Here is a 26,075-nt window from a genome sequence, read left to right as displayed (position 1 = left end):
GCTCATCGGGCAACTCATCGGGCAACTCATCGGGCAAGGACAAGGCTGACATTGCTGCCGCCGAAAGCAAACGAGTTGCTCATCGCGTATTGCACACCGCCTTGCGGCATGAAGCGATCGCTAACGACCAGGTCCAGCGCCGGCAGCGCGGGATCGGCCTCGCCGTCCCACAGATGCCGCGGCAGCGGCACGTTGTCATGCGCCAGCGAAAGCCACGTGAAGCCGAGTTCGGTGGCGCCCGCCGCGCCGAGCTGGTGGCCGGTCAACGGCTTGGTGCCGCTCGTCGGCACGCCTTGCGGAAACACGCGCGCCATCAAACCCGCTTCCATCTCGTCGTTCTTGCGTGTGGCGGTGGCGTGGAGATTCACATAGCCGATCGCCGACGGTTCGATGCCCGCATCGGCGAGCGCCGCGCGCAACGCGAGTTCGCCGCCCACGCCACGCGGGTCCGGCGATGAAATGTGATGCGCGTCGCTCGATTCACCGACGCCCGCGAGCCGCACCGCTGCTTCGTCGCGGCTCATGAGAAACACGGCCGCGCCTTCGCCGACATTGATTCCGCAACGATTGCGGCTCATCGGATTGCTGCGCACGTTGCTGGTCGATTCAAGCGATGCGAAACCCTGCACCGTCAGCTCGCACAGCGAATCGACGCCGCCCACCACGACGGCGTCGCACAGTTGCAACTGCAGCAGCCGGCGCGCCGACGCGAAGGCCTTCGCGCTCGACGTGCACGCGGTCGAGATGGTGAACGCCGGACCATGCAGGCCGAGCGCGGCGGCGGCGAACGGCGCGGCGGTGCCGATTTCCATTTGCCGGTAGTTGAAGTTCGCGGGCAGATCGCCCGCTTGCGCCTGATAGACGAACGCGGCTTCGGCGGCCTCGATACCCGACGTGCTGGTGCCGAGCACCACGCCGATGCGATGCGCGCCGTAGCGCTCGCGCGCTGCGTCGACAGCGGGCGCGATCTGCGTCAGCGCGGCGAGCAGCAAGCGGTTATTGCGGCAGTCGTAACGGGCGAGTTCGGCGGGCGGCGCCAGCTCCAGCGGCGCGAGCACGCTGCCGACGAACGCCTCGCCGATCCCCGTGTGCGCGTTCGCCATACCCGGCGAGCGGCCGACGGCGAGCGCCGGGACAATGCTGTCGAGGTCGCCGCCAAGCGCGTTGATCATGCCGAGCGCGTGCAAATAAACTGATGGCGCTTTCATGCGGCCCTCCTTGATTCCGATGGCATGCCGATCGGCGCGAGCAATACCGATACGGCGATGCCGAGCGCGAGCGTCGCGCCGAAACTCTTCAGCGCGGGCATCGCGCTCATACCGAGCATGCCGAACGACAACAGCGTGGTGGCCGCCGACAACAGCACGCCCGTCCACACCGCGCCGAGATCCGCGTCCGCGCGCAGGCAGCCTTCGCGCAGGAACACGGCATAGTTTGCGCCCACGCCGAGCACGAGCATCAGCGCGAGCCAGTTGAACAGATTGAGCGGCACGTGCGCATAGCCGAATACGGCGAGCGTGACGCCCACGGCGAGCAGCACCGGCAAGGTCACGGCGATACCGCCGCGCACACGGTAGCGCAACATCAGCAGAACGAGCACGAGTGCCAGCGCGCCGCCTAGCCACCAGCCGCTATCCACGCGATACGCGCCGAACAGTTTCGACACGCTGGCGGCCTTGTCGACGAACACGACCCCGGTCAAGCCCTGCGCGGTCGCGATCAGCGCGGGTTCATTCCGCGGCGTCACGCCCTGCGGAATGACGACGGCGGCATAAGCTTTCGTCGATGAATCGACTTCGCCGAGCCAGAGATGTTTGTACGGTTGCGACCACGGCGCCGCGAGCCACCTATCGATCGTGAGCGGCGCTTGCGGTTTGGCGTACGCGGCGAGCCAGGCATCGGCGACTTCGTCCTTGAAGCCGGCTTGCAGAAGCGTGGCGCGCAACGCGGCGCGGTCGTTGAACACGTGCTGCGCGAGCAATGCACGATCTTCATTCTGCTGTTTCGCGGACGGCACGAACTGCGCGACCGACTGATAGCTGCCGACCTTGTTCGCGGTGCCGTTCAATGCATCCAGCTTCGTGCCCAACGCTTCGGCGCGTTGCAAAACGAGTTCCGGCGTCTCGCCGCGCACGACGAAAAACTGCGCGCTGTTATCCACGCCGACTGCCTCACGCACCTTGTCCTCCTGCGCGACGAGCGCGGGATCGCGCTGGATCAGCAAATGGATATCGTCGTCGCTGGTCAGACGCAGCCAGCCGGGAATCGCCAGCAGCAGCAACAGCGCGGCCACGAACCACGCCCGCTTGCCGCCGATCGTGCGATGCCACACCGTCAGCACGCGCGCCGCGCCTGCAAATACACGCTTGGGGCTGCGTTTGGGCGCGCGCGTGAGCAGCGCGGGCAGCAGCCACAGCACGGAGGCGAACGCCGTCGTGATACCGGCAATCGCGAAGCAGGCGATCTGCTTGAGCGCGGGAAACGGCACCCACGTGAGAATCGCGTAGCCGAGCAGGCTCGTGGCGAGCGCCACACTCAACGCGGGACGCACCGCGCGCGCGCCGCGCCGCGCATCCCAGTCGCGCTGCGCGCCGAGATACACCACGAAGTACTGAATCGAATAGTCGACGGCCTCGCCGATCAGGCTGGCGCCGAACACCAGCGTCAACAGATGCAGCTTGCCGAATACCAGCATCGTCACCGCAAGCGCGCAGACAATGCCGAGCGCGGTCGACACGAAGCCGAGTAACAACAGGCGCGGCGAGCGGAACACCCACATCATCAGAAGCGCGATGCCGCACAGCGACGCGACGCCGATCAGATGCACTTCATGTTCCGACGCGCTGCGTGCCGATTCCGCGTAAAAGACGGCGCCGGTTCGCGCGACCGAAACATCGGGGAACGCTTGCTTCAACGCGCCTTCGCCTTGAGCGAGCGCCGCGAGCACCGCGTGCTGCGTCTTCGTTTCGTAGGCGGAGCCCGGCAGCGTCGCGACGATCAACACGCTGGTGGCGGCGCCGCGATGCGCAACCAGCATGTTGTCTTCGAGTTCGAGATTCGACGTAGCGAGCGGCAGGCCGCCGAGCCAGTGTTCGAGCCAGCCGAACGGATCGTCGGCGAGCGGCGTGGTGAGTCCGCCGCGTAACGGGCTGTAGATGCGCTGGGCCAGCGTGTCGTGCAACGTGGTGTTGGCCGCGCCGCCCGCGAGCGCCGCGCGATCCGCCGGTGCCAGCAAGCCGAAACGATACGGCATATACAGCGACGCGATCTGCGACAGATCGAATGGCGGCAACTCCGCCGTCACCGAACCGAACGCGCCGCTCTTTTGCAACGACGCGCCGAGTTGTTTCGCCGCGGCTTTCGCGTGCGCGTCGTCGTTGCTGGTGACGAGGAAAACGGTGCGGTCGCCGAGCGCGCTCGCCAGCGTATCGACTGCCTTTTCGGCGACCGGATCGGCCTCGGTCGCAGGCAACAGCGCAAGCAGATTGGTTTGCAACGGCGACGGTCCCATGAACCGCCAGCCGCAATACAACGCCGCAACGAGCGCGAGCAGCAGCCACGCGGCGCGCATGCCCCACGTCTGTTTCGCGGATCGCTGTTGCAGCATCTCCATTACGGCGCCCCGAGCAAACCGCGTTCAGCCGCGGTGAGTTCGGTCACGGCCGCGCTCTTCGTGAACTCGAGTTGAGTGACGTCGCCGTTCGCGAGCGTGATGCGCAAGCGCTGTAGATAGTCACCGCCGTTCATCTCCAGACCTTTGATCGACTGCGCGATCTGCGGCTGGTTCGGCGTCAGTTGCATGCGCCATTGAGCGGCGCTGCCTTCGGCCTGCACGTCGAATTGCGAGTACAGCGCCGACAGGTCGCCGCCGAGCATCGCGCGCATCATCTTCGAAACTTGCGCGACGCCGCGCGTGCCCTGCGCGCTGTGAGCCGTGACGCGCTGACCGTTGGCGTTGACTTCGGCGACGCCGGCATCGGTGATCACGTAGGTGGCTTTGTACGGCGTGTCGATTTGCCAGATCACGCCGCGTTCGCGGAAGAACAGCAGCGAGCCGGTGCTGACGAGCGGCTGCTTCATCGCGGCGAGCGTTTGCGTCTGCGTGAATTGCGCACGCACGCCCTTGGCTTGCGCGAGATGCGCGGCGATCTGCGAGACGAGCGCGGGGTTGCCGGGCGCGGCTTCTTTCGTCGATGCGGCCGATGCGGGTTCCGTCGATACGACTGTCGCGGCAAACACGCTCAATGCGCTCAACGTGCCCACGACAACGGCACGGAAATTCATTGTCCCCATACGCGCTCCAGCTTCTCGAACACGACAGGCGGCGAGACGAACTGCAACTCCTGAGTGGCGGCATCGACCGCGACCTGGATCGTATAGCCCTTGGTCAGTCGCGTGCCGGTCGCGCAATCGAGGATTTCATAGCCTATTTTCAGGCGGTTTTCGTGTTCGAGCAGTTGCGTGCGCACTTCGATCTGCTGACCGTAGGTGGCCGGCTTCACGTACTTGAGATGCGCTTCCACGATCGGCCACAAATAACCCGAAGCCTGCATCTCACGATAGTCGTAGTCGAACGCGCGCAACAGCGCCGCGCGGCCGATCTCGAAGTACTTCAGATAGTGGCCGTGCCAACAGACGTTCATCGCGTCGACATCGTGGAACGGCACTTCCACCGTCGCGCTCGCGCTCAGCACTTTGCGGGAACCGGTCATGCGCTCGATCCTCCGCGATAGTGGCTCACCAGATCGCATGCGGCGATACGCGCGGTCAGTGCACGCAGTTCGTGTTCGAGCGCACGGTCTTCGTCGACGAACGGCGACTGCGCGCCCACGCTGTCGATGAACGCCTGCAGCGGCGCCGGTACCGGCGTCGCGCTGTCGATCTTCAAGCGCAGACGCGCGGCTTGCACCGTCGCGAGCGTATGCGCGGCGGCAACCTGCTCGGTCAATTCCAGCACGCGCAGGCAGTCGCGCGCGGCGATCGTGCCCATGCTGACCTTGTCCTGATTGTGCGCCTCGGTGGAACGCGAAAAGACGCTGGCGGGCATCGTGTTCTTCAAGGCCTCAGCGGTCCACGCGGACGACGAAATCTGCACCGCCTTGAAACCATGATTGATCGCGGCGCGCGCGGGCGGGGCGCCCGACAGATTGCGCGGCAAGCCGTTGTTGAAATTCACGTCGACCAGGAGCGCGAGTTGCCGGTCCATCAGATCGGCGAGATTCGCGACGGCGACCTTCAGCGAGTCCATCGCGAACGCGATATGGCCGCCGTAGAAGTTGCCGCCGTGCAGTACGCGTTCGTTGTCCGGATCGATCAGCGGGTTGTCGTTCGCGCTGTTCAGTTCGTTCTCGACATCGCGGCGCACCCACGAGAGCGCGTCGCGCGCCACGCCGATCACGTGCGGCGCGCAGCGAATCGAATAACGGTCCTGCAGACGATGGCCCGGCGTATCGTCGCGGCCGGACAGGTCGTCGCGAATCCATGCCGCGGCTTCGGCCTGGCCGGCATGCGGCTTCACTTCGAAGAGCATCGCGTCGAAGTGCGCCGCGCGGCCGTCGAGCGCGACGGTGCACAGCGCCGTCAGGCGCGCGGTGAGCCGCGTCAGATGATCGGCGCGCGCAAACGCGAGACAGGCGAGACCCGTCATCACCGCCGTGCCATTCATCAGCGCGAGCCCTTCTTTCGGCGCGAGCGTGAGCGGTGCGTGACCGAGTTCGTTCCACACTTCGCGCACGTCACGCAGATGCCCTTCAAACATCACGTCGCGTTCGCCCGCGAGCGCGGCGGCCACATACGAGAGCGGCGTGAGATCGCCGCTCGCGCCGACCGAGCCTTCCGACGGAATCCGCGGCAACACACGGTGATTGACCAGATCGGCCAGACGTTCGAGCAACACGGGACGCACGCCGGAAAAACCATAAGCGAGCGAGTTGAGCCGCGCGGCGATCACCGCGAGTGTTTGCGCGTCGTCGAGATACTGGCCCATGCCGCAGCCGTGATAGCGCGTGAGTTGCAGCGGCAACGCTTCGACCAGCTCCATCGGCACGTCGACCACGCAGGCGTCGCCGTAACCGGTGTTGACGCCGTACACAGTCGCGCCCGCGGCCAGATGCCGACGCAGAAAATCCGCGCCGCGCTGGATACGTGCGCGCCACGCCGGGTCGTCGCTCAAGGCGACCGGCGCGCGGTGCTGTGCAATCGCTACGACCTCTTCGATCGTCAGCTTGCGGCCGCCGATCACGACTGCCGCGTTGTTCACGTTCGCGCCTGCATTCGGCACATCGATCAGATCATGTTCGGCCATTCGCGCCTCGCTTGGGGCTGGCCCAGAAATCGAAGAAGTTGAACCATTGATAAGGGGCCTTGCGGCAATAATGTTCAAGACGCACGGCATAGCGCTGCGCCCACGCGGCGAGATGCTGCGCGCGTTCGCGGCGCGGCAGTTCGATGCGCTCGGCGAACGGTTCGAAATACAGACGGTAGCCGTCGCGCTCTTTCAGACAGAAGAACAAATAGACCGGACAGCCCAGCGCATGCGCGAGCACATACGGACCCTGCGCGAACGGCGCGGTCGAGCCGAGAAATTGCGCTTCAGTCGTGCGGCCCGCTTCGTGCGCGGGCACGCGGTCGCCGACGATCACCAGCAGTTCGCCAGAATCGACACGCTCCTGCATCATCATCGCGGTCTCGGGGCCGAAGTCGCTGACTTCGAGCAGATGCTTCGCGAACTCGCTATTGGCCGAGGCCAGCACGCTATTGAAGCGGCGCGCGTGCTCCGTATAGACGACCGCCGTGACCTTCGCATAAGCGCCCTGCGCGGCGAGCGCGCGGGTCATTTCCAGATTGCCGAGATGCGCGCCGATCACGAGCGCGCCCTTGCCGCTCGCCACCAACGCTTCGAATGCCGAAGGATCTTCGAATTTGACATCGGCGTTGTTCACGCGGCCCGACCATGCCGCGAGTTTGTCGAAGCCTGATTGCGCGAACGCCAGCATATGGCGATACGCGGACAGCCAGCCAGGACGCGGCGTGTCGCCGTGCGGCGCAGCCTCGCCGAGATGCTTGAAGTAGTTACTCGAAGCCTCGCGCGCGGCACGCCCCGTCAGCAGAAAATACGCGACGATCGGATGCAGCCACAGCGCGGTGAAGCGTCGGCCAAACAGCTTGCAACTGAGCGCGAGCAGCGACATGCCGAGATGGCTACCGCGTTCGGCGATGCGCCACCAGTCCTGTTCGTTCTCTTTGCCCTGCCCGTCCGCAAGTGCAGAGCGACGCGGCATCACCTTGTGCGCGAGCAGCATCGGCAGACGCCACAGCATGCCGAACACGAGCCGCGTATGACTGCGGCTGATACGCACGTTGTCCCACAGCACGTCGAAGTGCGAGACGCCGTCGCTTGCGTAGGTGACGCGCGTCGGAATCGAACGAAACGCCGCGCGCCGCCAATACAGACGCACGAGGATCTCGATGTCGAAGTCCATGCGCGTGGGCAGTTGCACGCTGTCGATCAGATTGCAGGCGAGCGCCAGCGGATAGAGGCGAAAGCCGCACATCGAGTCGCGGATCGTCAGCGAAAGCGTTTCGATCCACACCCACACGTGCGTCAGATAACGGCCGTAGAGGCGCGCTTTCGGCACGCTCTCGTCGTAGATCGGGCGGCCGAGGATCACCGCGCCCGGTTCGGCGCGAGCCGCTTCGATGAAACGCGGCACGTCGGTGGCGTCGTGCTGGCCGTCGGCGTCGATCTGCAACGCGTGCGTGTAGCCCGCCTTGCGCGCGGCGCGCAGCCCCGCCATCACCGCCGCGCCTTTGCCGCCGTTGACCGGCAGGCGCAATAGCGTGAGCTGCCCGGCGTACTGCTGCGCGAGCGCGGCGAGCACCTGCTGGGTCGCCTCGTCGCTGCCATCATCGACGACGAAAAACGGCAGGCCGTGAACCGCCAGATGCGCGACGGTCGCGCCGATCGCGTCCTTATGGTTGTAGATCGGAATGACGATGCACGGGGAGAAGCTCATCACGCGGCCTCCCCGTAGACGATCACGCCGGACGCGCAGTCACGGCCGTTCACGCGGTACGCGAACTGCACGCGCCGGCGGGTTGCGTCGTGAGCGAGCGTGAGCTTGAGCACCGCGCCCGGCGATACCGGCGCCATGAATTTCAGACGATCGATCGACGCCACCGCGCGCACGGCCGGCACGTGCTCGGCGGCCAGCCGCATCGCCCAATCGACCTGGACGACGCCGGGCAGAATCGGCAGGCCGGGAAAGTGGCCGGCGAAATGCGCGAGCGTCGACGGCACGCGCAACTCATAGTGCAGCGTGTCACCGCTGCGCGCTTCGGCCAGCACTTCCATGCCTTCGACGCGCGGTTCGAACGCGGCCGCCACGGCGGCCACCGGCAGTTTGCCGCGCGCGTCGAACGGCAGCGTGACGCGAAAACGCCAGTGGCGCGGCAGCACCACGACGTCGAAATATTCGGCGAGATGCCGGCGCAGCACTTTCGCGAGCGCCACGCGGCCTTCGTCGCGCAAGGCCGCGCCGCCCGCTTCGGTCAGCGCCACGACGGCGCCGACGCGCTCGCGCGAGGCGCCCTCCAGCGGCACGAGCGCCGCTTGCGCCACATACGGATGCAGCGCGAGGCGCGCTTCCAGTTCCGGCAGCGACACGCGTTTGCCGTCGAGCTTGAGCACGCGGTCGAGCCGGCCTTGCAGACGGAAACGGCCTTCGGCGTCGAAGGAGATTTTGTCGTCAGTGCGGTGCCAGCCGGCGTGATCGAGATGCGGCGAGCGGACGTTCAACGCGCCGTCTTCGTCGCGGCGCACTTCGATGCCGGACACCGGTTGCCACGCATCGGTCTGATCCTGACGCCGCCACGCGATGCCACCGGTTTCCGTGCTGCCGTAAATTTCGAGCGGCGCGGCGCCGTAGGCTGCGGCGTATTCCTGCGCGGCTTCGAACGCGAGCGGACCGCCCGACGAGAAAAATGCGCGCGGCGCCGGCGTCAGGTCGGCGAAACCGGGCAGCGCGGGCCAGCGCGACAGTTGTGCGGGTGTTGAAACGATCACCGCTGCGCCGCATCGTTCGATCTGCGCCTGCAGATGCAAAGGCTCAATGCTGACCGCGCGGTCGAACGCACGGCCGGCTGCGAGCGGCCAGAGCACGCGAAACAGCAAACCGTAGATGTGGTGATGCGGCACGCTCGCGAGCATCGTCGCGTCGCCGACTAGCGCGCCCCACTGCTTTTCAAGCGTGTGCACTTCGGCGTTGAATTGCGCGAGCGTCTTGCGGATCGGCTTGGGGCGGCCGCTGCTGCCTGAGGTGTAAAGCGTGAGCGGGGCTTGTGGGTCGATCGGGTAAGCGGCGCGGGACGTGTGCGCTGGAGCGGCTTCGGCGTTGGTGTTGGCGCCGGCGTTGTCGTCCGTTCCTGCGTTGAAGTCCTCGTCGGCATTGGCTTCGGCGTTGACACCGGCGTCGGCTCCGACAGTAAACGCAAACGGCGGCAAATCCGCATCAGTCAGCACGACTTCATACGCGTCGGCGAGATCGGCAAGATAGCCAGGCGTCGAATTGGCCGGAATCACCGGCTCCTTGCGGCACGCGAATATCGCAAAGAGCGCGCAGGCGAAATCGAACGGATCGTCGATGCACAGCGCGTAGCGTTGCGCGTTCTGAGTTTGCACGAGCGCGATCAGCGCAGCGACGCGCGCGCGAAACGCCGCGCGATCGAGCACCGTGGCACCGTCCCGGCATACGGGTGCAGACAGCGCGGCAGTCTCAGCGGCCACCGACAACAGATCATGCAACGCGATCATGCCGCCTCCGAACGCGCGGCGCGCGGCAGCACGACCAGATAACGCCAGATGACCTCGGCCACCAGCAGCACGCCGATCAGCACATAGGCGATCGCGCCGTTATAGAGCGACCAGCTCGCCCGGCTCCAGTACAGCGCCGTATAAGCGGAAAACACGCCGTTCAGCGCGAAGAACGCGCACCACACCTGGGTCACGCGCAGCGTATGGCGCACCGCGCCCGGCGGCAGGTTCGGATTGCCGAGGCGCGCGAATTTTTCGATCATCGACGGCCCGCGCACGAGCGTCGCCCCGAACGCGATCAGCAACCCCAGATTGACGAGCGACGGATAAAGACGCAACAGCAGCTCGCTATTGGTCAACACGATTGCCGCCGAAGCGCAACTCAGCAAACCGACCACGGTCCAGTCGATCGTGGAGAGCCGCCGCAGCGAGGTCGCGACCGGGCCGCTGCCGGCCCAGCGCTGCAGCCACAGGATCGCAAACAGCATGCAGCCGACGTAGCGCGGCGTGTCCCATTTCCACGCGCACAGAATCAGCGCGGGGTACGCGAGCTTCAACAGCACCTGCACGACGGTTTTGCCCAGGTGGCGCTCAGTGCCGGGCGAGGCATCGGCGGCCCGATCCGCCGCCGCTTGCGTTCGCGAGCGCACGGCGGGCATCAGCCTTGTGCCGCCAGCAGCGATTCGACCGCACCGATCACGTCGCCGACCGTGCGCACCGACTTGAACTCTTCCGGCTTGATGCGGCGTCCGGTCATTTCCTGCAGCTTGATCGCGAGGTCGACGGCGTCGATGCTGTCGAGATCGAGGTCTTCGAACAGATGCGCTTCGGGCGTGACACGCTCGGGCTCGATTGCGAAGTTCTCTTTGAAGATGGCGCGGATGCGCTCCAGAATCTCTGCCTCGGACACGATTTACTCCCCCTTTCTGGTTGTTTCGTTCACAGCGTGCACCGCTTCGCGCTGGCTCGCCACCAGCGCCGCCAGCGTGCTGATCGAGCGGAAGTGTTCGCGGGTGCGCTCGTCGTTCGCCGCGATGGTCAGTTGGTATTGTTTGCGCAGCACAATGCCGATTTCGAGCGCATCGATCGAATCGAGACCGATGCCGTCGGTATCGAACAACGGTGCATCGTCGTCGATATCGTCCGGGCTCAGGTCTTCCAGATCGAGAGCTTCGATCAGGAGCTGTTTAATTTCCAGTTTTAAAGAATCCATAATCGAACAGGTGCTGAGTAATGTGTGCTTCGACGGCGCTCGTCACGCTGCGCGCCGCGAGAGCCGGTGGAGTGTCATGGGCCGCGAGTTGGTCGACGCCGAGCGGTTCGAGCACGTTCACGCGAATTCTGAACGCGCGCGCCGGCACGTCGTACCAGCGCATCTGCTTGGTGAATGCGGGCGGGTCGCAATCCATCAGCACTGGGACGATCGGCGCGCCGACCTTCAGCGCCATGTGCGCGAAACCGCGCGAAAACGCATGCAGCCGGTTCGGCGCAGGGCTGCGCGTGCCTTCCGGAAAAATGATCATGGTATAGCCTGCGGCCAGTTGCTTCGCGCCGGCCTCGACGAGTTCCGCGGGATCGGCATTGCTGACGTACTCCGCCGAGCGCACGATGCCCCAAAAACACGGGTTGCTCCAGTGCGCGTTTTTCACCACGCAGCAGGCATGCGGCGTGAGCGACAGTAGCACCATCACGTCGAGATAGGTCGGGTGATTCGCGACCACGATCGCCGGGCCGCCAGCGCGCAACGCCTGCACGCCCGACACCTCGAGTTCCATCACGCCGATGCGTTGCAATACCGCGACGAGCGCGCGGAAAAACCAGTGAATCACGCTCGTCACCGCGAATTGGCGCGAGGCGCGGTGCGGCCACACCCATGCGAGCGGAAATACCACCACCGAGAACAGCACGCCGCACACGCCGAAGACCACGAAGGCCATGCCGGTCGCGCAGAATCGCCAGAAGTAATCAAGCCGCGCGGTCATGCCAACTCCAATGCCAGGTGGCGCCGGCGTTTTGCCAGGCGGTGGGCAGGCCGGTTTCCAGACAGTGCTGCAGCGCCTGGCTTTGAGTCGCGAAGAGGGCTTCCGAGGCGGCGGCGCCTGCGCTGATTTCGTTCGCCGGCGCGGATTCTGTCTGGTCCGCGCGCGACACCGTGCATACCAGCTCGCCCGTCGCCGTTTCGCTATCGAGCAGGATCGCGATCGCGCCGCCCTGCACTTCGTCTTCGATCGTGCCGTACGCCGGATCGGCCGGTTCGTCGGCGTACACCAGCAGCAGCGGCGAATCCGGCTGCGTGGCGTATTGCGCGTGCGCTTCCAGCAGCGCGTAACCGAGCGTTTCCGCGCCGGCCGAGATCGCACTCGCCGCAGAGCGGTCGCCGCGGGCAATGCCGAATATACCGGTCATGGCGTTGAGCACCGATAGGCTGAACGCGGTCGGCGACACCGGCTCGCCCGCGCTGATGGCGCGCAGGATATCCGTGGTGCGCCGCAATTCGCCGTGGCGCGAAGCGAACACGACCCGCGCCGCGTCCTTGGCGACACAATCGTGCGCAACCTTCAGCGCCACTCTGGACAGAGTGCTCAGACGACGCCGCACGATCGGCTCGATGAAGCCGATATCGGGTGCGGCAGATGCGGCAGCAGGCCAGCTAGACCAGCGAGCGACCGGAATGGTCCAGTACAGATCGGGCATATCGGTGTTCGCGCGTAGAAGCGAGGAGAGGCTGAAGCGCCTGACGGAATACGGCACCGTCACAGCGTGTACGCGCCGCGCGGACCGGCAATCTCCAGCCGGGGTCAATCCAATCTTCTTATATAGGGTTCAGCGATTTAACGGCACTTGGCCCCGATTATTTAGGCGCCTCTGCCAATTAGTCTGAAGGATTGTCTCGGGCCCCCTGTGGTCGCCGGAATCATACTGAATATTCTGGGATAAATCAGCCACAAAAGACGTATCCATCTGTATCCGTATCTCTCATGCGACGCCCGGCTGAACAGCGATGGCATGGGCCTCCGGCACCATTTCCCGATTTGCGAACGGACCCGCTGCCCATTGGCAGCGCGGCTTGCCGCCGATCCGGCCACGGAAGTATTCGGCCGAAATGCACTAATACTTTCAATTTACTTTCTTAAAAAGTGTTTCACATGAGAAGGCGCTTGCGTTGTTAGCCAGCCTCAATCTGAAATGCGCGACGCATGGCCGACTCGAGTCCGCCTTTTATGAGATGCATATTGCGGTAGCGCGATGCCGGAATCCGGTATCGGACGCGGAGCTTCGCGCTTTCTTCGGCGCTGAAAAACGGAACGGCCCGGCAGGGTGACCTGTCGGGCCGTTTGCTTGCCGCCGCCGACGACGGTTTCGACGCGCGCCGCCAGCCAGGTACTATTTACTGAACGATCTTCGCACCGGACGCCGGCACCGGCACGGCGGCGGGCGCCGTACCGGTCGCCACCATTTCGTTCGATGCCCCGCCGCTCTTGTCGACCGGAATCTTCACCGTATGAACCACGCCGTTGCCGAGCGGGAAATCGGCCAGCGCGCTACGCGCCAGGTACGGCATGGCCCGAACCAGCGACGACTCGCCGCCTGAGTTGCGCGCCGTCACGTTGTAGACCTCCTTGCCGCTCGCCCGCTCGGTGATCCGCACGCCCAGCAGGTGCGTGAAGATCGGATAGCTCTGGTTCACGTAACTGGTCGGGAATGCGCCCCACGGGCCCCACGGATCGAACGGCCGGCCATAGCCCCAGTACGGCGCCGGCCACGGGTTGTAATACACCGGCTCTGAGACCGTCACCATGTCCGAACGGATCCCATACGAGAGTCCGACCAGATAGCGCGCCTGAGCACTGTCCACCTGACGGAACGAATGCGTGGCGAGTTCGTTCGCGACGAAGCGCTCGTAGGTGCTGAGTTCGAGATTATTCTGCTGGTCGGCTGCTCGCGTGAACGCATAGGTTCGGGTGGCGTCGCTACCGCTCCAGTCGGAGAAGGCCGTGACCTGGGTGGTGACGTAGGTCGTGCAGCCGGAAAGCAGCGCCGTCAGCGCGGCTATTAGCAGCGTGGCGCGACGGGTCCATCGATCGATTTTCATGGTCTACCTCGTGAAGCTTCTGAGTTGCCTTTGTATTGTCCGTCAAACCCGGCCTCGTCGACGCACAGGCTTTCCCGCACGCGGGCGCCCGATAATACGCTGACCAGGCAACTCGGTAAAAAGTTCGCTCCGCACAATTCGCCGAGGCTTTGTACAATGGCTCGACATGCCCGGCCCGCACGCCAGAAGCGCGCCCGCCGACTCGAGTTCCAACACTACAGAACGCCATGGCCGATACCGCAACGCCCAATGTGATTCGCCGCGCCGACTACGCGCCGCCCGCCTTCCTGATCGACACCGTCGCGCTGGAGTTCGATCTGGTCCCCGAACGCACGGTTGTGCGGAACACGATGCGCGTGCGCCGCAATCCGGAGGCGTCGCGCGCCGCGCACCTGGAACTGATGGGCGAACAACTGGAGTTCGTCAGCGCCGAGATCGACGGCCAGCCGTTCGCCAACGCCCACGCGCACGAACACGGCCTGCTGCTCGATAACGTGCCGGATCAGTTCGAACTGACGCTCACGAGCCTCTGCAATCCGGTTGAGAACACGACGCTGTCGGGCCTTTACGTGTCGGGCGGCAACTTCTTCACGCAGTGCGAGGCCGAGGGCTTTCGCCGCATCACTTACTTCCTCGACCGTCCGGACGTGATGGCGACCTTCACGGTCACGTTGCGCGCCAGCAAGGCTGATTACCCGGTGCTGCTGTCGAACGGCAACCTGCTCGAAGAAGGCGATTTGCCGGACGGCCGCCACTTCGCCCGCTGGGAGGATCCGTTCAGAAAGCCGAGCTATCTGTTCGCACTGGTCGCCGGCAAGCTGGTCGCACTGGAAGAGCGCGTGAAGAGCGGCTCGGGCAAGGAGAAGCTGCTGCAGGTGTGGGTCGAACCGCACGACCTCGACAAGACCCGTCACGCGATGGATTCGCTGATCCATTCGATCCGCTGGGACGAGGAACGCTTCGGGCTCGAACTCGATCTGGACCGCTTCATGATCGTCGCGGTGAGCGACTTCAACATGGGCGCGATGGAGAACAAGGGGCTCAACATCTTCAACACGAAGTACGTGCTGGCGAACCCCGAAACCGCGACCGACACAGACTTCGCAAACATCGAGGCCGTGGTCGGCCACGAGTATTTCCACAACTGGACCGGCAACCGCGTGACCTGCCGCGACTGGTTCCAGCTGAGCCTGAAAGAAGGCCTGACGGTGTTCCGCGATCAGGAGTTCTCGGCCGACATGGCGGGCGGCCAGACCAACAGCAGCGACGAAGCCGCGCGCGCCACCAAGCGCATCGAGGACGTGCGCGTGCTGCGCCAGATGCAGTTCGCCGAAGACGCGGGTCCGATGGCGCATCCGGTGCGCCCGGAAAGTTACGTCGAGATCAACAACTTCTACACGATGACCGTCTACGAGAAAGGCTCGGAAGTCGTGCGGATGTATCAGACGCTGTTCGGCCGCGACGGATTCCGCAAGGGCATGGACCTGTACTTCAAGCGTCATGACGGCCAGGCCGTGACCTGCGACGATTTCCGTCACGCGCTCGCCGACGCGAATGGCCGCGATCTCGCGCAGTTCGAGCGCTGGTATAGCCAGGCCGGCACGCCGCGCGTGTCCGTGCGCACGCACTACGACGCCGCGCAGCAACGCTACAGCGTGACGCTCACGCAAGGCTACGGCGAAGGCGTGCCGGCCGCGCGCGAAACGCAAAAGGGTCCGCTGCTGATTCCGTTCGCGATCGGTCTGATCGGCAAGGACGGCCGCGACCTGCCGCTGCAATTGCAAGGCGAAAACACGGCCTCGGCCTCTACCACGCGCGTACTCGAATTCACGCAGACCGAGCAGACCTTTACGTTCGTCAACGTGGCGCAGGAGCCGTTGCCTTCGCTGCTGCGTAATTTCTCGGCGCCGGTGATCGTCGAATACGACTACTCGGCGGAACAGCTCGCGTTCCTGCTCGCCCACGACAGCGATCCGTTCAACCGCTGGGAAGCCGGCCAGCGGCTCGCCACGCGCGAGCTGCTCACGCTCGCCGGACGCGCCGCCACCGGCGTGCCGCTGCAACTCGACGACTCCGTGGTCGCCGCGTTCGCGCGCGTGCTGACCGACGAAACGCTCTCGCCTTCGTTCCGCGAACTCGCGTTGATGCTGCCTTCGGAAGCGTACCTGGCTGAGCAGATGGCCGAATCGAATCCGGCTGCCGTGCACGCCGCGCGGCAGTTCGTGCGCAAGCGTCTCGCTAACGCGCTCAAGAGCGACTGGCTCAAGGTGTACGAGCAGCACCGCACGCCGGGCGCGTACGAAGCCACGCCAGAGGCATCAGGCCATCGCGCGCTGAAGAATCTCGCGCTGTCGTACCTCGCGGAACTGGACGATCCGGCCGAGGCCGTGCGCCTCGCGTCCGCGCAATACGATGCGGCGAACAACATGACCGACCGCTCGGCGGCGCTCTCCGCGTTGCTCAATGCATCGGCGGCGAATGGCGGCAGCGCCGAGGCGCAGCAGGCGTTGGACGACTTCTACCGGCGCTTCGAAAAGGAGCCGCTCGTCATCGACAAGTGGTTCGCCTTGCAGGCCACGCAGCGAGGCAGCGCGCAACGTCCGGTGATCGACATCGTGCGCAAGCTGATGGCGCATCCGGCTTTCAACCTGAAGAACCCGAACCGCGCACGCTCGCTGATTTTCAGCTTCTGCGCGGCGAATCCGGCGCAGTTCCATGCCGAAGACGGTTCGGGCTACGCGTTCTGGGCCGATCAGGTGATCGCGCTCGACGCCATCAATCCGCAAGTGGCCGCTCGCCTCGCCCGCTCGCTGGAACTGTGGCGCCGCTTCACGCCGACGCTGCGCGACGGCATGCGCGCGGCGCTGGAAAAAGTGGCGTCCCAGGTGAAATCGCGTGATGTGCGCGAGATCGTGGAGAAAGCGTTGGCGTGATGCCCGTCTGAGCGCCTTTGTCGCATCGAAAAGCCGGCACGTGTTGCCGGCTTTTTTTCGCCCTGCATTGTTTTGGAGGCACGACGCGGCCGCGCGCCGCAATAACGTTAGCCATCTGGACGACTGTTCGACTCGCGCCGACGGGGTGAAAGTAAACGTATTCACTTAACGGTTTACGTTTAACGCATCGCGTTATATCATCCCATGATCACGACATTCGGCGACAAAGCTACGGCGAGAATCTTTCAGGGCAAGTTCGTGTACTCATTGCCGCTTCACATGCAGGCGCTCGCGCGCCGCAAGCTGTTCATGATCGACGCCGCGGAGTCCATCCGCGACCTGCATGCGCCGCCGGGCAACCGTCTGGAAGCGCTGCAAGGCCAACGCAGCGGGCAGTGGAGTATTCGAATCAATGCGCAATGGCGCATCTGTTTTCATTTCGTCGACGGGGAGGCGCTGAATGTCGAAATTGTCGACTATCACTGATTATTGGGAGACCGGTATGGTCATCAAACGCTCCGATCTGGACAGCATCGATTTCTCGGACATCGACACCGGCGACAGCATCCCGGAAATCCATCCGGGCGAGGTTCTGCGCAGCGAGTTCCTAGAACCGCTCGGCATGTCCGTCAACGCGCTCGCGCTTGCGCTGCGCGTACCGGCGCCGCGCATCAACGACGTGGTGCGCGGTAAGCGCGCCGTTTCGGCCGACACAGCGCTGCGGCTCGAGCGCTACTTCGGCGCGAGCGCGCAGTTCTGGCTCAACCTGCAAATCGCCTACGACCTGCGCGTCGCCACCGCGGCGGCCGGCGAACAGATCGAACGCGAGATCGAACCCATGCCGAAGGCGGACCGACCGAAAATGCCGAAGGTTTCGACCGAACACGCCCGCGCCGCAGCGCTTGCGGCGAGCGTGAGCGGCAAGCTCACGGCCGGCAAGGCGCGTCGCAAAGCCTGAATTTCAGCCGCACCGGCGTACCCCGGCGGCGTCGCCATACACGGTTCTCGCGTAAAAGCACGGAAGCGACACAACGAACGGTTAAAATCGAAATATTCCTCAAGCCTTCCCGGAGTACAGCATGGCTTTGCAACGTCGTACCACTCTCACGAAGTACCTGATCGAGCAGCAGCGCGAAACCAACAACCTGCCGGCCGATCTGCGCCTTTTGATCGAAGTCGTTGCGCGTGCGTGCAAAGCGATCAGCTACCACGTCAGCAAGGGCGCGCTGGGCGATGCGCTCGGCACAGCGGGCAGCGAGAACGTTCAAGGCGAAGTGCAGAAGAAGCTCGACATCCTGTCGAACGAAATCCTGCTCGAAGCGAATGAATGGGGCGGCAACCTTGCCGGCATGGCGTCCGAGGAAATGGAACAGTTCTTCCCGATCCCGGCGAACTATCCGAAGGGCGAATACCTGCTCGTGTTCGATCCGCTCGACGGCTCGTCGAACATCGACGTCAATGTGTCGATCGGCACGATCTTCTCCGTGCTGCGCTGCCCGGACGGTCAACAGCCCACCGAACAGTCATTCCTGCAGCCGGGCACGCAGCAGGTCGCCGCGGGCTATGCGGTCTACGGACCGCAAACCGTGCTGGTGCTGACCACCGGCAACGGCGTGAACTGCTTCACGCTCGACCGGGAGCTCGGCTCGTGGGTGCTCACGCAAAGCGACATGCGCATTCCGGTCGAAACGCGTGAATATGCGATCAACGCTTCGAACGAGCGCCACTGGTACCCGCCGGTCGAGCAGTACATTGGCGAGTTGAAGGCTGGCAAGGACGGTTCGCGCCAAAGCGACTTCAACATGCGCTGGATCGCGTCGATGGTGGCGGACGTGCACCGTATCCTGAATCGCGGCGGCATCTTCATGTATCCGGCCGACAAGCGCACGCCGGACAAGCCGGGCAAGCTGCGCCTCATGTACGAAGCGAATCCGATGGCGTTCATCGTCGAGCAGGCGGGCGGCGCCGCGACCAACGGCGAGAAGCGCATTCTGGACATTCAGCCGAAAAGCCTGCACGAGCGCGTGGCAGTGTTCCTCGGTTCGAAGAACGAGGTCGACCGGGTTACCCGCTACCATCTCGAAACAAAAAAGTGAGTGCAGGGGCTTGCCAAGCCGATAAAGAAGTCCCTATAATCTCGTTTCTCCTGATGCCGGAATAGCTCAGACGGTAGAGCAGCGCATTCGTAATGCGAAGGTCGGGGGTTCGATTCCTCTTTCCGGCACCACAAGATTCAAGCAAAAAGCCCAGTCATTGCGACTGGGCTTTTTGTTTTTCTGCGTGGGCTTTCCCAGGTCCGCTCAACGCCAAGGTGCAAGCAAACCGCGCTACCACTCAACCACGAAAACCCGGCCGATCGAATTGCGCCGTCGTGCCGAGATTGCGTGCCACAACGGAATCTTCCACACGCGCCGGCTCTGGCTGCTGAGTGCCATAGGCCGCGACCGCTTCCTGCGGCGCCGAAGAGAACCACAAAATCCGGCCGTCACACTCGATTCCGACCTGACGACCTTTCCAGTACACAGCGTTTTCCATGGCGAACTCTCTGAAGGACGAAGACTGCCATCTTCCGCGCCAGTCGTGGCGCGTCCGTTATCCACCGCACTCTGGGCGCGGATAGTCGCTTCAATGATAGGCGGCGATTGCTGGGTTCACTGGGGTGCGCGCGCCTCGCCTTCACTGGCATCATCGCCATTTCATCGTCGGGCATGTTCCGTGCAGCCTCACAATCGTTCGCCCGATTCGCCGGGCCACGCTTATCCGCTACTCATCGATATGGACGCCATCCGCAACAAACCTCGCTCGACACCGCCCTCTTCCGACGCCCCCGCATTCACCGGCTTCGTGCGCGTGCGCGGCGCTCGCGAACACAATCTGAAAAACGTCGACGTGCAGATTCCGCGTGATGCGCTGGTCGTTTTCACCGGCGTGTCCGGCTCGGGCAAATCGTCGCTGGCATTCGGCACGTTGTACGCCGAGGCGCAACGGCGCTATTTCGAATCGGTCGCGCCGTATGCCCGACGTCTGATCGAGCAGGTCGGCGTGCCCGAAGTCGACGCCATCGAAGGGCTGCCGCCCGCGGTCGCCTTGCAGCAGCAGCGCGGCACGCCGAGCGCGCGCTCGTCGGTAGGCAGCGTGACCACGTTGTCGAGTCTCGTACGCATGCTGTATTCGCGCACCGGCGACTATCCGCCGAAGCAACCCATGCTGTTCGCCGAAGATTTCTCGCCGAACACCGTGCAAGGCGCCTGCCCGACTTGCCACGGCCTCGGCCGCGTGTACGAGGTCACCGAAAAATCGATGGTGCCCGACGACTCGCTGACCATTCGCGAGCGCGCGATCGCCGCATGGCCGCCCGCCTGGCACGGACAAAATCTGCGCGACATTCTGGTGACGCTCGGCTACGACGTCGACAAGCCATGGCGCGACTTGCCGAAGAAAGACCGCGACTGGATTCTCTTCACCGACGAACAGCCAACCGCGCCCGTCTACGCCGGCCTCACGCCGAAGGAAACCCGCGCCGCGCTCAAGCGCAAGGACGAGCCGAGCTACCAGGGCACCTTCACCGGTGCGCGCCGCTACGTGCTGCACACGTTCGCGAACACCCAAAGCGCGTTGATGAAAAAACGCGTGTCGCAATTCATGGTCGGCAGCGTCTGTCCGATCTGTCACGGCAAGCGGCTCAAGAAAGAAGCGCTGTCGGTGAAATTCGCCGGACTCGATATCGGCGAGTTCGCCCAGTTGCCGCTCGCCAGACTTGCCGAGATGCTCGAACCGATCGCGCGCGGCGAATGGCCCCAAGCCGGTGCCGCCCACTCAGGTCAATCCGCCGCCGCCAAAGGCAGCGTGCTCAGCAAGAGCGCCATGCGCGACGCCGTCGACAAACGGATCGCCGCCGGCGGCTCGGCGCACAAAGCCTCGCCCGACGTGCGGCGCACGCCCAACCTGTCCGAGGAAAAACGCGTCGCCGCGCAACGCATATCAGCCGAACTGCTTGAACGCCTGACGACCTTGGTCGATCTGGGTCTGGGCTATCTCGCGCTGGAGCGCAGTACGCCCACGCTGTCATCTGGCGAATTGCAACGCTTGCGGCTTGCCACTCAGTTGTCGTCGCAGTTGTTCGGCGTCGTGTACGTGCTCGACGAGCCATCGGCCGGCCTGCATCCCGCCGACGGCGAAGCGCTCTTCAGCGCGTTGCAGGGATTGAAGGCGGCGGGCAATTCGCTGTTCGTCGTCGAACACGATTTGCAGATGATGCGGCGCGCCGACTGGCTCGTCGACGTCGGTCCGGCAGCCGGCGAGGCAGGCGGCCATGTGGTCTATAGCGGGCCGCCCGCCGGACTCGCGAAGGTCGAAGCGTCGCAAACGCGCCGGCACCTGTTCGCGCCGCCCGCGCCCGTCGAACGTAAGTCGCGCGAACCCGCCGGCTGGCTGCGGCTCGCCGGCATCACGCGCAATAATCTGCACGGGCTCGACGCCGCATTTCCGCTCGGCTGCCTGACTGCCGTCACCGGCGTGTCGGGCTCAGGCAAATCCAGCCTCGTGAGCCAGGCGCTGCCGGAACTGGTCGCAAGCCAGCTTGGACGCGTCTTCGAAAACCCGGACGACGACGAGCAAGACCCGTTGCTCGCCACCGCAACCGCGCCGACCGGCGGCCACATCGTCGAAGGCATGGACGCGCTGCGGCGGCTCGTGCGCGTCGATCAGAAACCGATCGGCCGCACGCCGCGCTCCAACCTTGCCACCTACACGGGTCTCTTCGACCACGTGCGCAAGCTGTTCGCCGACACGCCGCTCGCCCGCAAGCGCCGCTACGGCGCGGGCCGCTTCTCGTTCAACGTGGCACAAGGCCGTTGCCCGACGTGCGAAGGCGAAGGCTTCGTCAGCGTCGAACTGCTGTTCCTGCCGAGCGTCTATGCGCCCTGCTCGACGTGTCACGGCACGCGCTACAACACGCAAACGCTGGAAGTCACATGGCGCGATAAGAACATCGCCGAAGTGCTCGGCCTGACTGTCGACGCCGCCTGTGATTTCTTCGCCGACGAGCCCAGCGTGATGCGCGCGCTGAAAGTGCTGCGCGACATCGGCCTCGGCTATCTGCGGCTCGGTCAACCGGCCACGGAATTGTCCGGCGGCGAGGCCCAGCGCATTAAACTCGCCACCGAACTGCAACGCGCGCAACGCGGCGACACGCTGTATATCCTCGACGAGCCGACCACCGGCCTGCATCCCGCCGACGTGGACCGGCTCATGGTGCAACTCCAGGGACTCGTCGATGCCGGCAACACGGTGGTGGTGGTCGAACACGACATGCGGGTGGCCGCGCAAAGCGACTGGGTCATCGACGTCGGCCCGGGTGCCGGCGACGCCGGCGGCAAGATCGTGGCGAGCGGCACGCCGGCCGAGGTCGAGCAGGTGAAGGAAAGCCGCACCGCGGAGTATCTTCGGCAGCAACTCGCAGCGTGAAGGCCAAGTAAGCGTGTGCGCTAGCGAGCGCCGCGCTTCTCTTTCAGGAAATCGATCAGCGCGCGCAGTTTGAGCGGCATCTGCGCGCGGCTCGCCGTGTAGAGATAGAAACCGGGAAAGCTCGGACACCATGCATCGAGCACGCGCACGAGGCGGCCATCGTCGAGTTGCTCGCGTATGTAGTCCTCGATGACGTGCAGCAGACCCACGCCCTGCTCCGCCGCTTGCACCATCGTGCGCAGGTCGTTGGTGACGAGCGCGCCGCGCGTCTCGACTTCGAACACGCGCGCCGGATCGTCGGGTGGCGCGAACTCCCATCGATAAATCCCGCCGCTCGACGCAAACCGGTAGCGCAGGCAGTCGTGCACGGCGAGATCGGCTGGGGTCGCGGGCGGCGCATAGCGCTCGAAATAGGCCGGCGAGCCCGCCACCGCAATGCGGATCTCGCCGCTCAACGGCACCGCCACCATGTCCTGCGCGAGCCGTTCACCAAGCCGGATGCCGGCATCGAAGCCTTCGCCGACGACATCGGCCAAGCCGTCGTCGAGTGTCATGTCGAGACGAATCTGCGGATAGCGGCGCGTGAATTCCGCGAGATGCGGCTGCACCAGCAACTCGCTCGCGACTCTCGGCAGATTGATGCGCAAATTGCCGGCGGGCTGGTCGCGGGTTTCGTCGAGCGCTTCGAAGGCGGCCTCGAGCTCGCCCAGCGCCGGTCGCACGCGAGCGAGGAACTGCGCGCCGGCTTCGGTCAGCGCGACGCGCCGGGTCGTCCGGTTAAACAGGCGCACGTTCAATTGCGTTTCGAGCGAACGGATGCTTTGCGACAGCGCCGAAGCCGTCAAGCCCGTCTCGGCCGCCGCGTGCGTGAAGCTGCCGTGACGCGCCACGCTCACGAACGCCATCAACGCCGGCAATTGAGCAGGATCCATCGCGGCCTCCATTATTAAGTCAGACTTCACAATCCTTGCAGACAAGCGGCATTTTTCCAAGAAAAGAATCGGCGCAGGATAGCGCCATCGATTCAATTTTTTCTACGACGCCGCTCAAGGAGACTGACATGACGATGAACCGCTATACCCTGCTCGGCCGCTCAGGCTTGCGCGTCAGCCCGATCGCGCTCGGCACGATGACCTTCGGCACCGAATGGGGCTGGGGCGCCGAGGAAAAGTCCGCGCAACGGCTGTTCGATCTGTACGTGGATGGCGGCGGCAATTTCATCGACACCGCGGACCTCTACACGGAAGGCACCAGCGAAAAATGGCTGGGCAAGTTCGTCGCGGCGCGCGGCCTGCGCGAGCGGCTCGTGATCGCGACCAAGTACGGCTACAACGCCGAGTCCGGCAACCCGAACGCGGGCGGTAACCATCGCAAGAATCTGCTGCGCGCGCTGGACGGCTCGCTCAAACGGCTCGGCACCGATTACATCGACCTGTACTACCTGCACACGTGGGATCGCGTCACGCCGGTGGACGAAGTCATGCGCGCGATGGACGACGCCGTGCGCGCCGGCAAGATCCGCTATGTCGGTTTGTCGGATACGCCCGCCTGGTTCGCCGGACGCGCGCAGACGCTCGCCGACTGGCGCGGCTTCGAACCGGTCGCGGCCATGCAGCTCGAATACTCGATGATCGAACGCAACGCGGAAAATGAATTTGCCGATCTCGCCGCCAATCTGGGCATGGGGCTCGTGCCGTGGAGTCCGCTCGGCATGGGCGTGCTGTCCGGCAAGTACCGGCCTTCGCAAAGCGGCACGGCGGGCGGTTTTTCCGGCGACGGACGTCTCGCCAGCATGGCGAGCGCGCCGCCGCCGGGATTCGACAAACTGACCGAACGCAACTTTCGCATCGTGGCGGAACTGGAGTCCGTCGCCAATCTCGCCGGCCGGCCGATGGCGCAAGTCGCGCTGAACTGGCTGCATCAGAAGCGCGGCGTGTCGAGCATCATCGTCGGCGCGACGCGGCCGGACCAGTTACAGCAGTCGCTCGGCTCGCTCGACTTCACACTGGCGCCGGAACTGATCGCGCGGCTCGACGCCGTGTCGGAACCGGCTCGCCCATTCCCGTACTACATGTTTGCGGACGGTCATCAAGCGCGGATTCACGGACAGGTCGAAGTGACTGATAAACCGGACGCGTACTCCCCATCGGTGAAAATCCCCGCGCCGACAGCGTAGAAATCGCGTCTGACGAATGCCCAGCGTTCGCTGCCGAACGTTGGGTTTTCTTATTCAGGCAAAAAATCTTAAAAAGTGTTTTTAGTCGTCAACGAAACTCGAGAATCGTTCGTTTACTAAAGATTAGGGGGCCGAATGGCTCGTACTGAACGAAACGGTAATTAACGAACGTTCGACCTCTTAAAGAGAAAATCCTGCCGATGCGGCAGTGCACAAAAATCCGCGATGATTGGTTTGATATCGACCAATATGAACGTGGAGTGCGCAAAAACGAGGGCTACTTGCTGAACAGCCCGTGGGACAAGGTTAGGAAGGGAATGGCGGGGAGTATCGGATTGACTGGACCGGTGACGGCGAAATCAGTGCATTCGCAGTCAACCGATAAATTCTATTCAAACATTCCGCTCCATTGTTGGCCTGTGCCGTTAAAGCAACAAACAACATGTGACCCGCATCAGGCGCTGGTGCAAAACGGGGACCGAGGCCGATAATCGGTTTGTAAAGGAGAAAGATCATGGATGCCAAACCACCGAAAGTTCCGACCCCGGATAAAGTCTTTTGCCCGGATCCGGAACCCGCTGGCGTCGAGTTTCTGGGTGCTGAACTGCCGGAGCACGTTCGCGCCTTTTTCGACGAACAACGCAAGTCGTGCGACTCGAAGTAACGGTGCAGTGGCGCGATGCAGCATCGACGTCCGCGCGTCCGGCGCGCGGCGGTTGCGTGCACACGTTTAACCGCTCGTTTTCTGCTCGATTCGTGACGCGGGGTAAGTCCGTCTGATTCGGACGACGCCTGGCCGTGCGGCCCGGCGTCCGCTTTTGCTCGCCTGTTCAGGTGTACGTTTGACGGTTTCCAGCCGGAACACAGACGAACGTTCGGCGCATCGTCTATTCTTCTGGTTTTTCTCCTTTGGCCACTCGGCCGCTGCCATCTTCCATGAACCGTTCGTACCGCTTCGGCGCGTCATGCGCGCTCGCGCTCTTGACTGCACTTGCATTCGCGCCCGCTCCCGCCATCGCGGATGGTGACGATACCGCGCTCACCAATCTGATCGCACTGGCCTCGCAGCGCCTCGCGCTCGCGGAACCCGTGGCGCGCTGGAAATGGGCCAATCACCAGGACATCACCGACACGCCGCGCGAGAACGCGCTCCTCGCCGATGTCGAAAAGCGCGCGGCTGCCGCAAACGTCGACCCGGCGTTCGCCCGTGCTTTCTTTCAGGATCAGATCGACGCCAGCAAGGACGTGCAAAACGCGCTGTTCGCCACATGGCGTGGCAGCCAGCCACCGCAAGGACCCGCGCCCGATCTGGCGACCGGCACGAGACCGCAGTTGGACCGGCTGACACAATCGCTCGTGGCCGGCCTTGCACGCGTGCAGCCGTTGCGTGCGGCGCCGGATTGTCCGTCGCGCGTCGCGCAATCGCTGGCCAACTGGAAATCGCTGACTCGCTACGATTCGGCTCATTCGAGCGCGTTGACTCGCGCGCTCGGGCACGTGTGCGAAACGGGAGGCGTTGGCGCGACGGGTTAGTTCTGGACGAGATGGAGCGCGCGGTTTGACGCTGGTTGTTGGCCGCGGTGACGACGCGCGCGA

General features: G+C 64.3%; 23 protein-coding genes and 1 tRNA gene. 9 read left to right on the top strand and 15 right to left on the bottom strand.

Annotated elements, in window-relative coordinates; all coding sequences use genetic code 11:
* Positions 1-26: 26 nt before the first annotated feature.
* The 13 genes from PQR42_RS11140 to PQR42_RS11080 form a co-directional block, all read right to left on the bottom strand.
* Entirely contained in the window at positions 27-1,208 is a 1,182-nt protein-coding gene (locus tag PQR42_RS11140) for a beta-ketoacyl-[acyl-carrier-protein] synthase family protein (RefSeq protein ID WP_408385695.1), read from the bottom strand.
* On the bottom strand, positions 1,205-3,613 hold the full coding sequence (locus PQR42_RS11135) for an MMPL family transporter (protein WP_408385693.1): 2,409 nt from the start codon (positions 3,611-3,613) through the stop codon (positions 1,205-1,207). The genes PQR42_RS11140 and PQR42_RS11135 overlap by 4 nt, the downstream gene beginning before the upstream one ends.
* Positions 3,613-4,293: a LolA family protein gene (locus PQR42_RS11130; RefSeq protein ID WP_408385691.1), complete on the bottom strand. Its 681-nt coding sequence runs from the start codon at positions 4,291-4,293 to the stop codon at positions 3,613-3,615. Before PQR42_RS11130 ends, PQR42_RS11135 begins: the two co-directional genes overlap by 1 nt.
* A complete protein-coding gene (locus PQR42_RS11125) occupies positions 4,281-4,712 on the bottom strand; it encodes an acyl-CoA thioesterase (RefSeq protein WP_408385689.1) in 432 nt (143 codons plus the stop codon). Before PQR42_RS11125 ends, PQR42_RS11130 begins: the two co-directional genes overlap by 13 nt.
* Positions 4,709-6,304: an HAL/PAL/TAL family ammonia-lyase gene (locus PQR42_RS11120; RefSeq protein ID WP_408385687.1), complete on the bottom strand. Its 1,596-nt coding sequence runs from the start codon at positions 6,302-6,304 to the stop codon at positions 4,709-4,711. Before PQR42_RS11120 ends, PQR42_RS11125 begins: the two co-directional genes overlap by 4 nt.
* On the bottom strand, positions 6,291-8,015 hold the full coding sequence (locus PQR42_RS11115) for a glycosyltransferase family 2 protein (RefSeq protein WP_408385685.1): 1,725 nt from the start codon (positions 8,013-8,015) through the stop codon (positions 6,291-6,293). Before PQR42_RS11115 ends, PQR42_RS11120 begins: the two co-directional genes overlap by 14 nt.
* Complete coding sequence (locus tag PQR42_RS11110; RefSeq protein WP_408385683.1) at positions 8,015-9,811, bottom strand: ApeI family dehydratase; 1,797 nt, start codon at positions 9,809-9,811, stop codon at positions 8,015-8,017. Before PQR42_RS11110 ends, PQR42_RS11115 begins: the two co-directional genes overlap by 1 nt.
* Positions 9,808-10,470, bottom strand: a complete 663-nt coding sequence (locus PQR42_RS11105) for a COG4648 family protein (RefSeq protein ID WP_408385682.1) — start codon at positions 10,468-10,470, stop codon at positions 9,808-9,810. The genes PQR42_RS11110 and PQR42_RS11105 overlap by 4 nt, the downstream gene beginning before the upstream one ends.
* A complete protein-coding gene (locus tag PQR42_RS11100; RefSeq protein ID WP_007180827.1) occupies positions 10,470-10,721 on the bottom strand; it encodes an acyl carrier protein in 252 nt (83 codons plus the stop codon). The genes PQR42_RS11105 and PQR42_RS11100 overlap by 1 nt, the downstream gene beginning before the upstream one ends.
* 3 nt (positions 10,722-10,724) lie before the next feature.
* On the bottom strand, positions 10,725-11,024 hold the full coding sequence (locus tag PQR42_RS11095; protein WP_408385681.1) for a phosphopantetheine-binding protein: 300 nt from the start codon (positions 11,022-11,024) through the stop codon (positions 10,725-10,727).
* Positions 10,999-11,793 (bottom strand): lysophospholipid acyltransferase family protein, encoded by a 795-nt coding sequence (locus tag PQR42_RS11090; protein WP_408248818.1) that lies wholly within the window; start codon positions 11,791-11,793, stop codon positions 10,999-11,001. Before PQR42_RS11090 ends, PQR42_RS11095 begins: the two co-directional genes overlap by 26 nt.
* A complete protein-coding gene (locus PQR42_RS11085; protein WP_408385678.1) occupies positions 11,777-12,505 on the bottom strand; it encodes a beta-ketoacyl synthase chain length factor in 729 nt (242 codons plus the stop codon). The genes PQR42_RS11090 and PQR42_RS11085 overlap by 17 nt, the downstream gene beginning before the upstream one ends.
* A 694-nt stretch (positions 12,506-13,199) precedes the next feature.
* Positions 13,200-13,904 (bottom strand): DUF4136 domain-containing protein, encoded by a 705-nt coding sequence (locus PQR42_RS11080; RefSeq protein WP_408216202.1) that lies wholly within the window; start codon positions 13,902-13,904, stop codon positions 13,200-13,202.
* A 227-nt stretch (positions 13,905-14,131) separates the two neighbouring features.
* Between PQR42_RS11080 and pepN the strand changes: the two genes are divergently transcribed.
* The 5 genes from pepN (at position 14,132) to PQR42_RS11055 (ending at position 19,064) form a co-directional block, all read left to right on the top strand.
* Positions 14,132-16,837 carry an aminopeptidase N gene (pepN, locus tag PQR42_RS11075; protein WP_408385676.1) on the top strand — a complete coding sequence of 902 codons (2,706 nt, stop codon included), beginning with the start codon at positions 14,132-14,134 and terminating at the stop codon, positions 16,835-16,837.
* Positions 16,838-17,041: 204 nt separating this feature from the next.
* Entirely contained in the window at positions 17,042-17,323 is a 282-nt protein-coding gene (locus tag PQR42_RS11070; protein ID WP_408216208.1) for a type II toxin-antitoxin system RelE/ParE family toxin, read from the top strand.
* 16 nt (positions 17,324-17,339) lie between these two features.
* Complete coding sequence (locus tag PQR42_RS11065; protein WP_408216211.1) at positions 17,340-17,795, top strand: HigA family addiction module antitoxin; 456 nt, start codon at positions 17,340-17,342, stop codon at positions 17,793-17,795.
* 121 nt (positions 17,796-17,916) lie between these two features.
* Positions 17,917-18,933: a class 1 fructose-bisphosphatase gene (locus PQR42_RS11060; protein ID WP_106283319.1), complete on the top strand. Its 1,017-nt coding sequence runs from the start codon at positions 17,917-17,919 to the stop codon at positions 18,931-18,933.
* Positions 18,934-18,988: 55 nt separating this feature from the next.
* A tRNA-Thr gene (locus tag PQR42_RS11055) sits at positions 18,989-19,064 on the top strand.
* 107 nt (positions 19,065-19,171) lie between these two features.
* Here the strand turns inward: PQR42_RS11055 and PQR42_RS11050 are convergent.
* A complete protein-coding gene (locus tag PQR42_RS11050) occupies positions 19,172-19,372 on the bottom strand; it encodes a hypothetical protein (protein WP_408216214.1) in 201 nt (66 codons plus the stop codon).
* A 180-nt stretch (positions 19,373-19,552) separates the two neighbouring features.
* Between PQR42_RS11050 and PQR42_RS11045 the strand changes: the two genes are divergently transcribed.
* Positions 19,553-22,303 carry an excinuclease ABC subunit UvrA gene (locus PQR42_RS11045; protein ID WP_408385674.1) on the top strand — a complete coding sequence of 917 codons (2,751 nt, stop codon included), beginning with the start codon at positions 19,553-19,555 and terminating at the stop codon, positions 22,301-22,303.
* A gap of 20 nt (positions 22,304-22,323) precedes the next feature.
* Here PQR42_RS11045 and PQR42_RS11040 read toward each other — a convergent pair whose 3' ends face one another.
* Positions 22,324-23,235, bottom strand: coding sequence for a LysR family transcriptional regulator (locus tag PQR42_RS11040; protein WP_408385672.1), 912 nt, complete (start codon positions 23,233-23,235; stop codon positions 22,324-22,326).
* A 134-nt stretch (positions 23,236-23,369) separates the two neighbouring features.
* On the opposite strand from PQR42_RS11040, the gene PQR42_RS11035 reads away from it, so the two are divergent.
* From PQR42_RS11035 to PQR42_RS11025, 3 genes are all read left to right on the top strand, one after another.
* Complete coding sequence (locus tag PQR42_RS11035; protein ID WP_408493631.1) at positions 23,370-24,479, top strand: aldo/keto reductase; 1,110 nt, start codon at positions 23,370-23,372, stop codon at positions 24,477-24,479.
* Between the two features lie 514 nt (positions 24,480-24,993).
* Complete coding sequence (locus tag PQR42_RS11030; RefSeq protein ID WP_007180815.1) at positions 24,994-25,143, top strand: hypothetical protein; 150 nt, start codon at positions 24,994-24,996, stop codon at positions 25,141-25,143.
* Positions 25,144-25,415: 272 nt separating this feature from the next.
* Entirely contained in the window at positions 25,416-26,012 is a 597-nt protein-coding gene (locus PQR42_RS11025) for a chorismate mutase (RefSeq protein ID WP_408216222.1), read from the top strand.
* Positions 26,013-26,075: the final 63 nt, after the last annotated feature.

It is taken from the genome of Paraburkholderia sediminicola (genome assembly GCF_046027355.1).
Taxonomy (GTDB): domain Bacteria; phylum Pseudomonadota; class Gammaproteobacteria; order Burkholderiales; family Burkholderiaceae; genus Paraburkholderia; species Paraburkholderia sediminicola_B.
The sequence above is the reverse complement of the archived record's forward strand: the minus strand, read 5'-3'. Positions and strand labels throughout refer to the sequence as shown.

What these genes read in the sequence shown, in the direction of transcription:
- PQR42_RS11105 (WP_408385682.1), bottom strand. Translation starts at nt 10,470, where the DNA reads ATGCCCGCCGTGCGCTCGCGAACGCAAGCGGCGGCGGATCGGGCCGCC.
- PQR42_RS11120 (WP_408385687.1), bottom strand. Translation starts at nt 6,304, where the DNA reads ATGGCCGAACATGATCTGATCGATGTGCCGAATGCAGGCGCGAACGTG.
- PQR42_RS11040 (WP_408385672.1), bottom strand. Translation starts at nt 23,235, where the DNA reads ATGGATCCTGCTCAATTGCCGGCGTTGATGGCGTTCGTGAGCGTGGCG.
- PQR42_RS11095 (WP_408385681.1), bottom strand. Translation starts at nt 11,024, where the DNA reads ATGGATTCTTTAAAACTGGAAATTAAACAGCTCCTGATCGAAGCTCTC.
- PQR42_RS11050 (WP_408216214.1), bottom strand. Translation starts at nt 19,372, where the DNA reads ATGGAAAACGCTGTGTACTGGAAAGGTCGTCAGGTCGGAATCGAGTGT.
- PQR42_RS11090 (WP_408248818.1), bottom strand. Translation starts at nt 11,793, where the DNA reads ATGACCGCGCGGCTTGATTACTTCTGGCGATTCTGCGCGACCGGCATG.
- PQR42_RS11025 (WP_408216222.1), top strand. Translation starts at nt 25,416, where the DNA reads ATGAACCGTTCGTACCGCTTCGGCGCGTCATGCGCGCTCGCGCTCTTG.
- PQR42_RS11030 (WP_007180815.1), top strand. Translation starts at nt 24,994, where the DNA reads ATGGATGCCAAACCACCGAAAGTTCCGACCCCGGATAAAGTCTTTTGC.
- PQR42_RS11035 (WP_408493631.1), top strand. Translation starts at nt 23,370, where the DNA reads ATGAACCGCTATACCCTGCTCGGCCGCTCAGGCTTGCGCGTCAGCCCG.
- pepN (WP_408385676.1), top strand. Translation starts at nt 14,132, where the DNA reads ATGGCCGATACCGCAACGCCCAATGTGATTCGCCGCGCCGACTACGCG.
- PQR42_RS11080 (WP_408216202.1), bottom strand. Translation starts at nt 13,904, where the DNA reads ATGAAAATCGATCGATGGACCCGTCGCGCCACGCTGCTAATAGCCGCG.
- PQR42_RS11135 (WP_408385693.1), bottom strand. Translation starts at nt 3,613, where the DNA reads ATGGAGATGCTGCAACAGCGATCCGCGAAACAGACGTGGGGCATGCGC.
- PQR42_RS11130 (WP_408385691.1), bottom strand. Translation starts at nt 4,293, where the DNA reads ATGGGGACAATGAATTTCCGTGCCGTTGTCGTGGGCACGTTGAGCGCA.
- PQR42_RS11070 (WP_408216208.1), top strand. Translation starts at nt 17,042, where the DNA reads ATGATCACGACATTCGGCGACAAAGCTACGGCGAGAATCTTTCAGGGC.
- PQR42_RS11060 (WP_106283319.1), top strand. Translation starts at nt 17,917, where the DNA reads ATGGCTTTGCAACGTCGTACCACTCTCACGAAGTACCTGATCGAGCAG.
- PQR42_RS11085 (WP_408385678.1), bottom strand. Translation starts at nt 12,505, where the DNA reads ATGCCCGATCTGTACTGGACCATTCCGGTCGCTCGCTGGTCTAGCTGG.
- PQR42_RS11125 (WP_408385689.1), bottom strand. Translation starts at nt 4,712, where the DNA reads ATGACCGGTTCCCGCAAAGTGCTGAGCGCGAGCGCGACGGTGGAAGTG.
- PQR42_RS11110 (WP_408385683.1), bottom strand. Translation starts at nt 9,811, where the DNA reads ATGATCGCGTTGCATGATCTGTTGTCGGTGGCCGCTGAGACTGCCGCG.
- PQR42_RS11115 (WP_408385685.1), bottom strand. Translation starts at nt 8,015, where the DNA reads ATGAGCTTCTCCCCGTGCATCGTCATTCCGATCTACAACCATAAGGAC.
- PQR42_RS11065 (WP_408216211.1), top strand. Translation starts at nt 17,340, where the DNA reads ATGGTCATCAAACGCTCCGATCTGGACAGCATCGATTTCTCGGACATC.
- PQR42_RS11140 (WP_408385695.1), bottom strand. Translation starts at nt 1,208, where the DNA reads ATGAAAGCGCCATCAGTTTATTTGCACGCGCTCGGCATGATCAACGCG.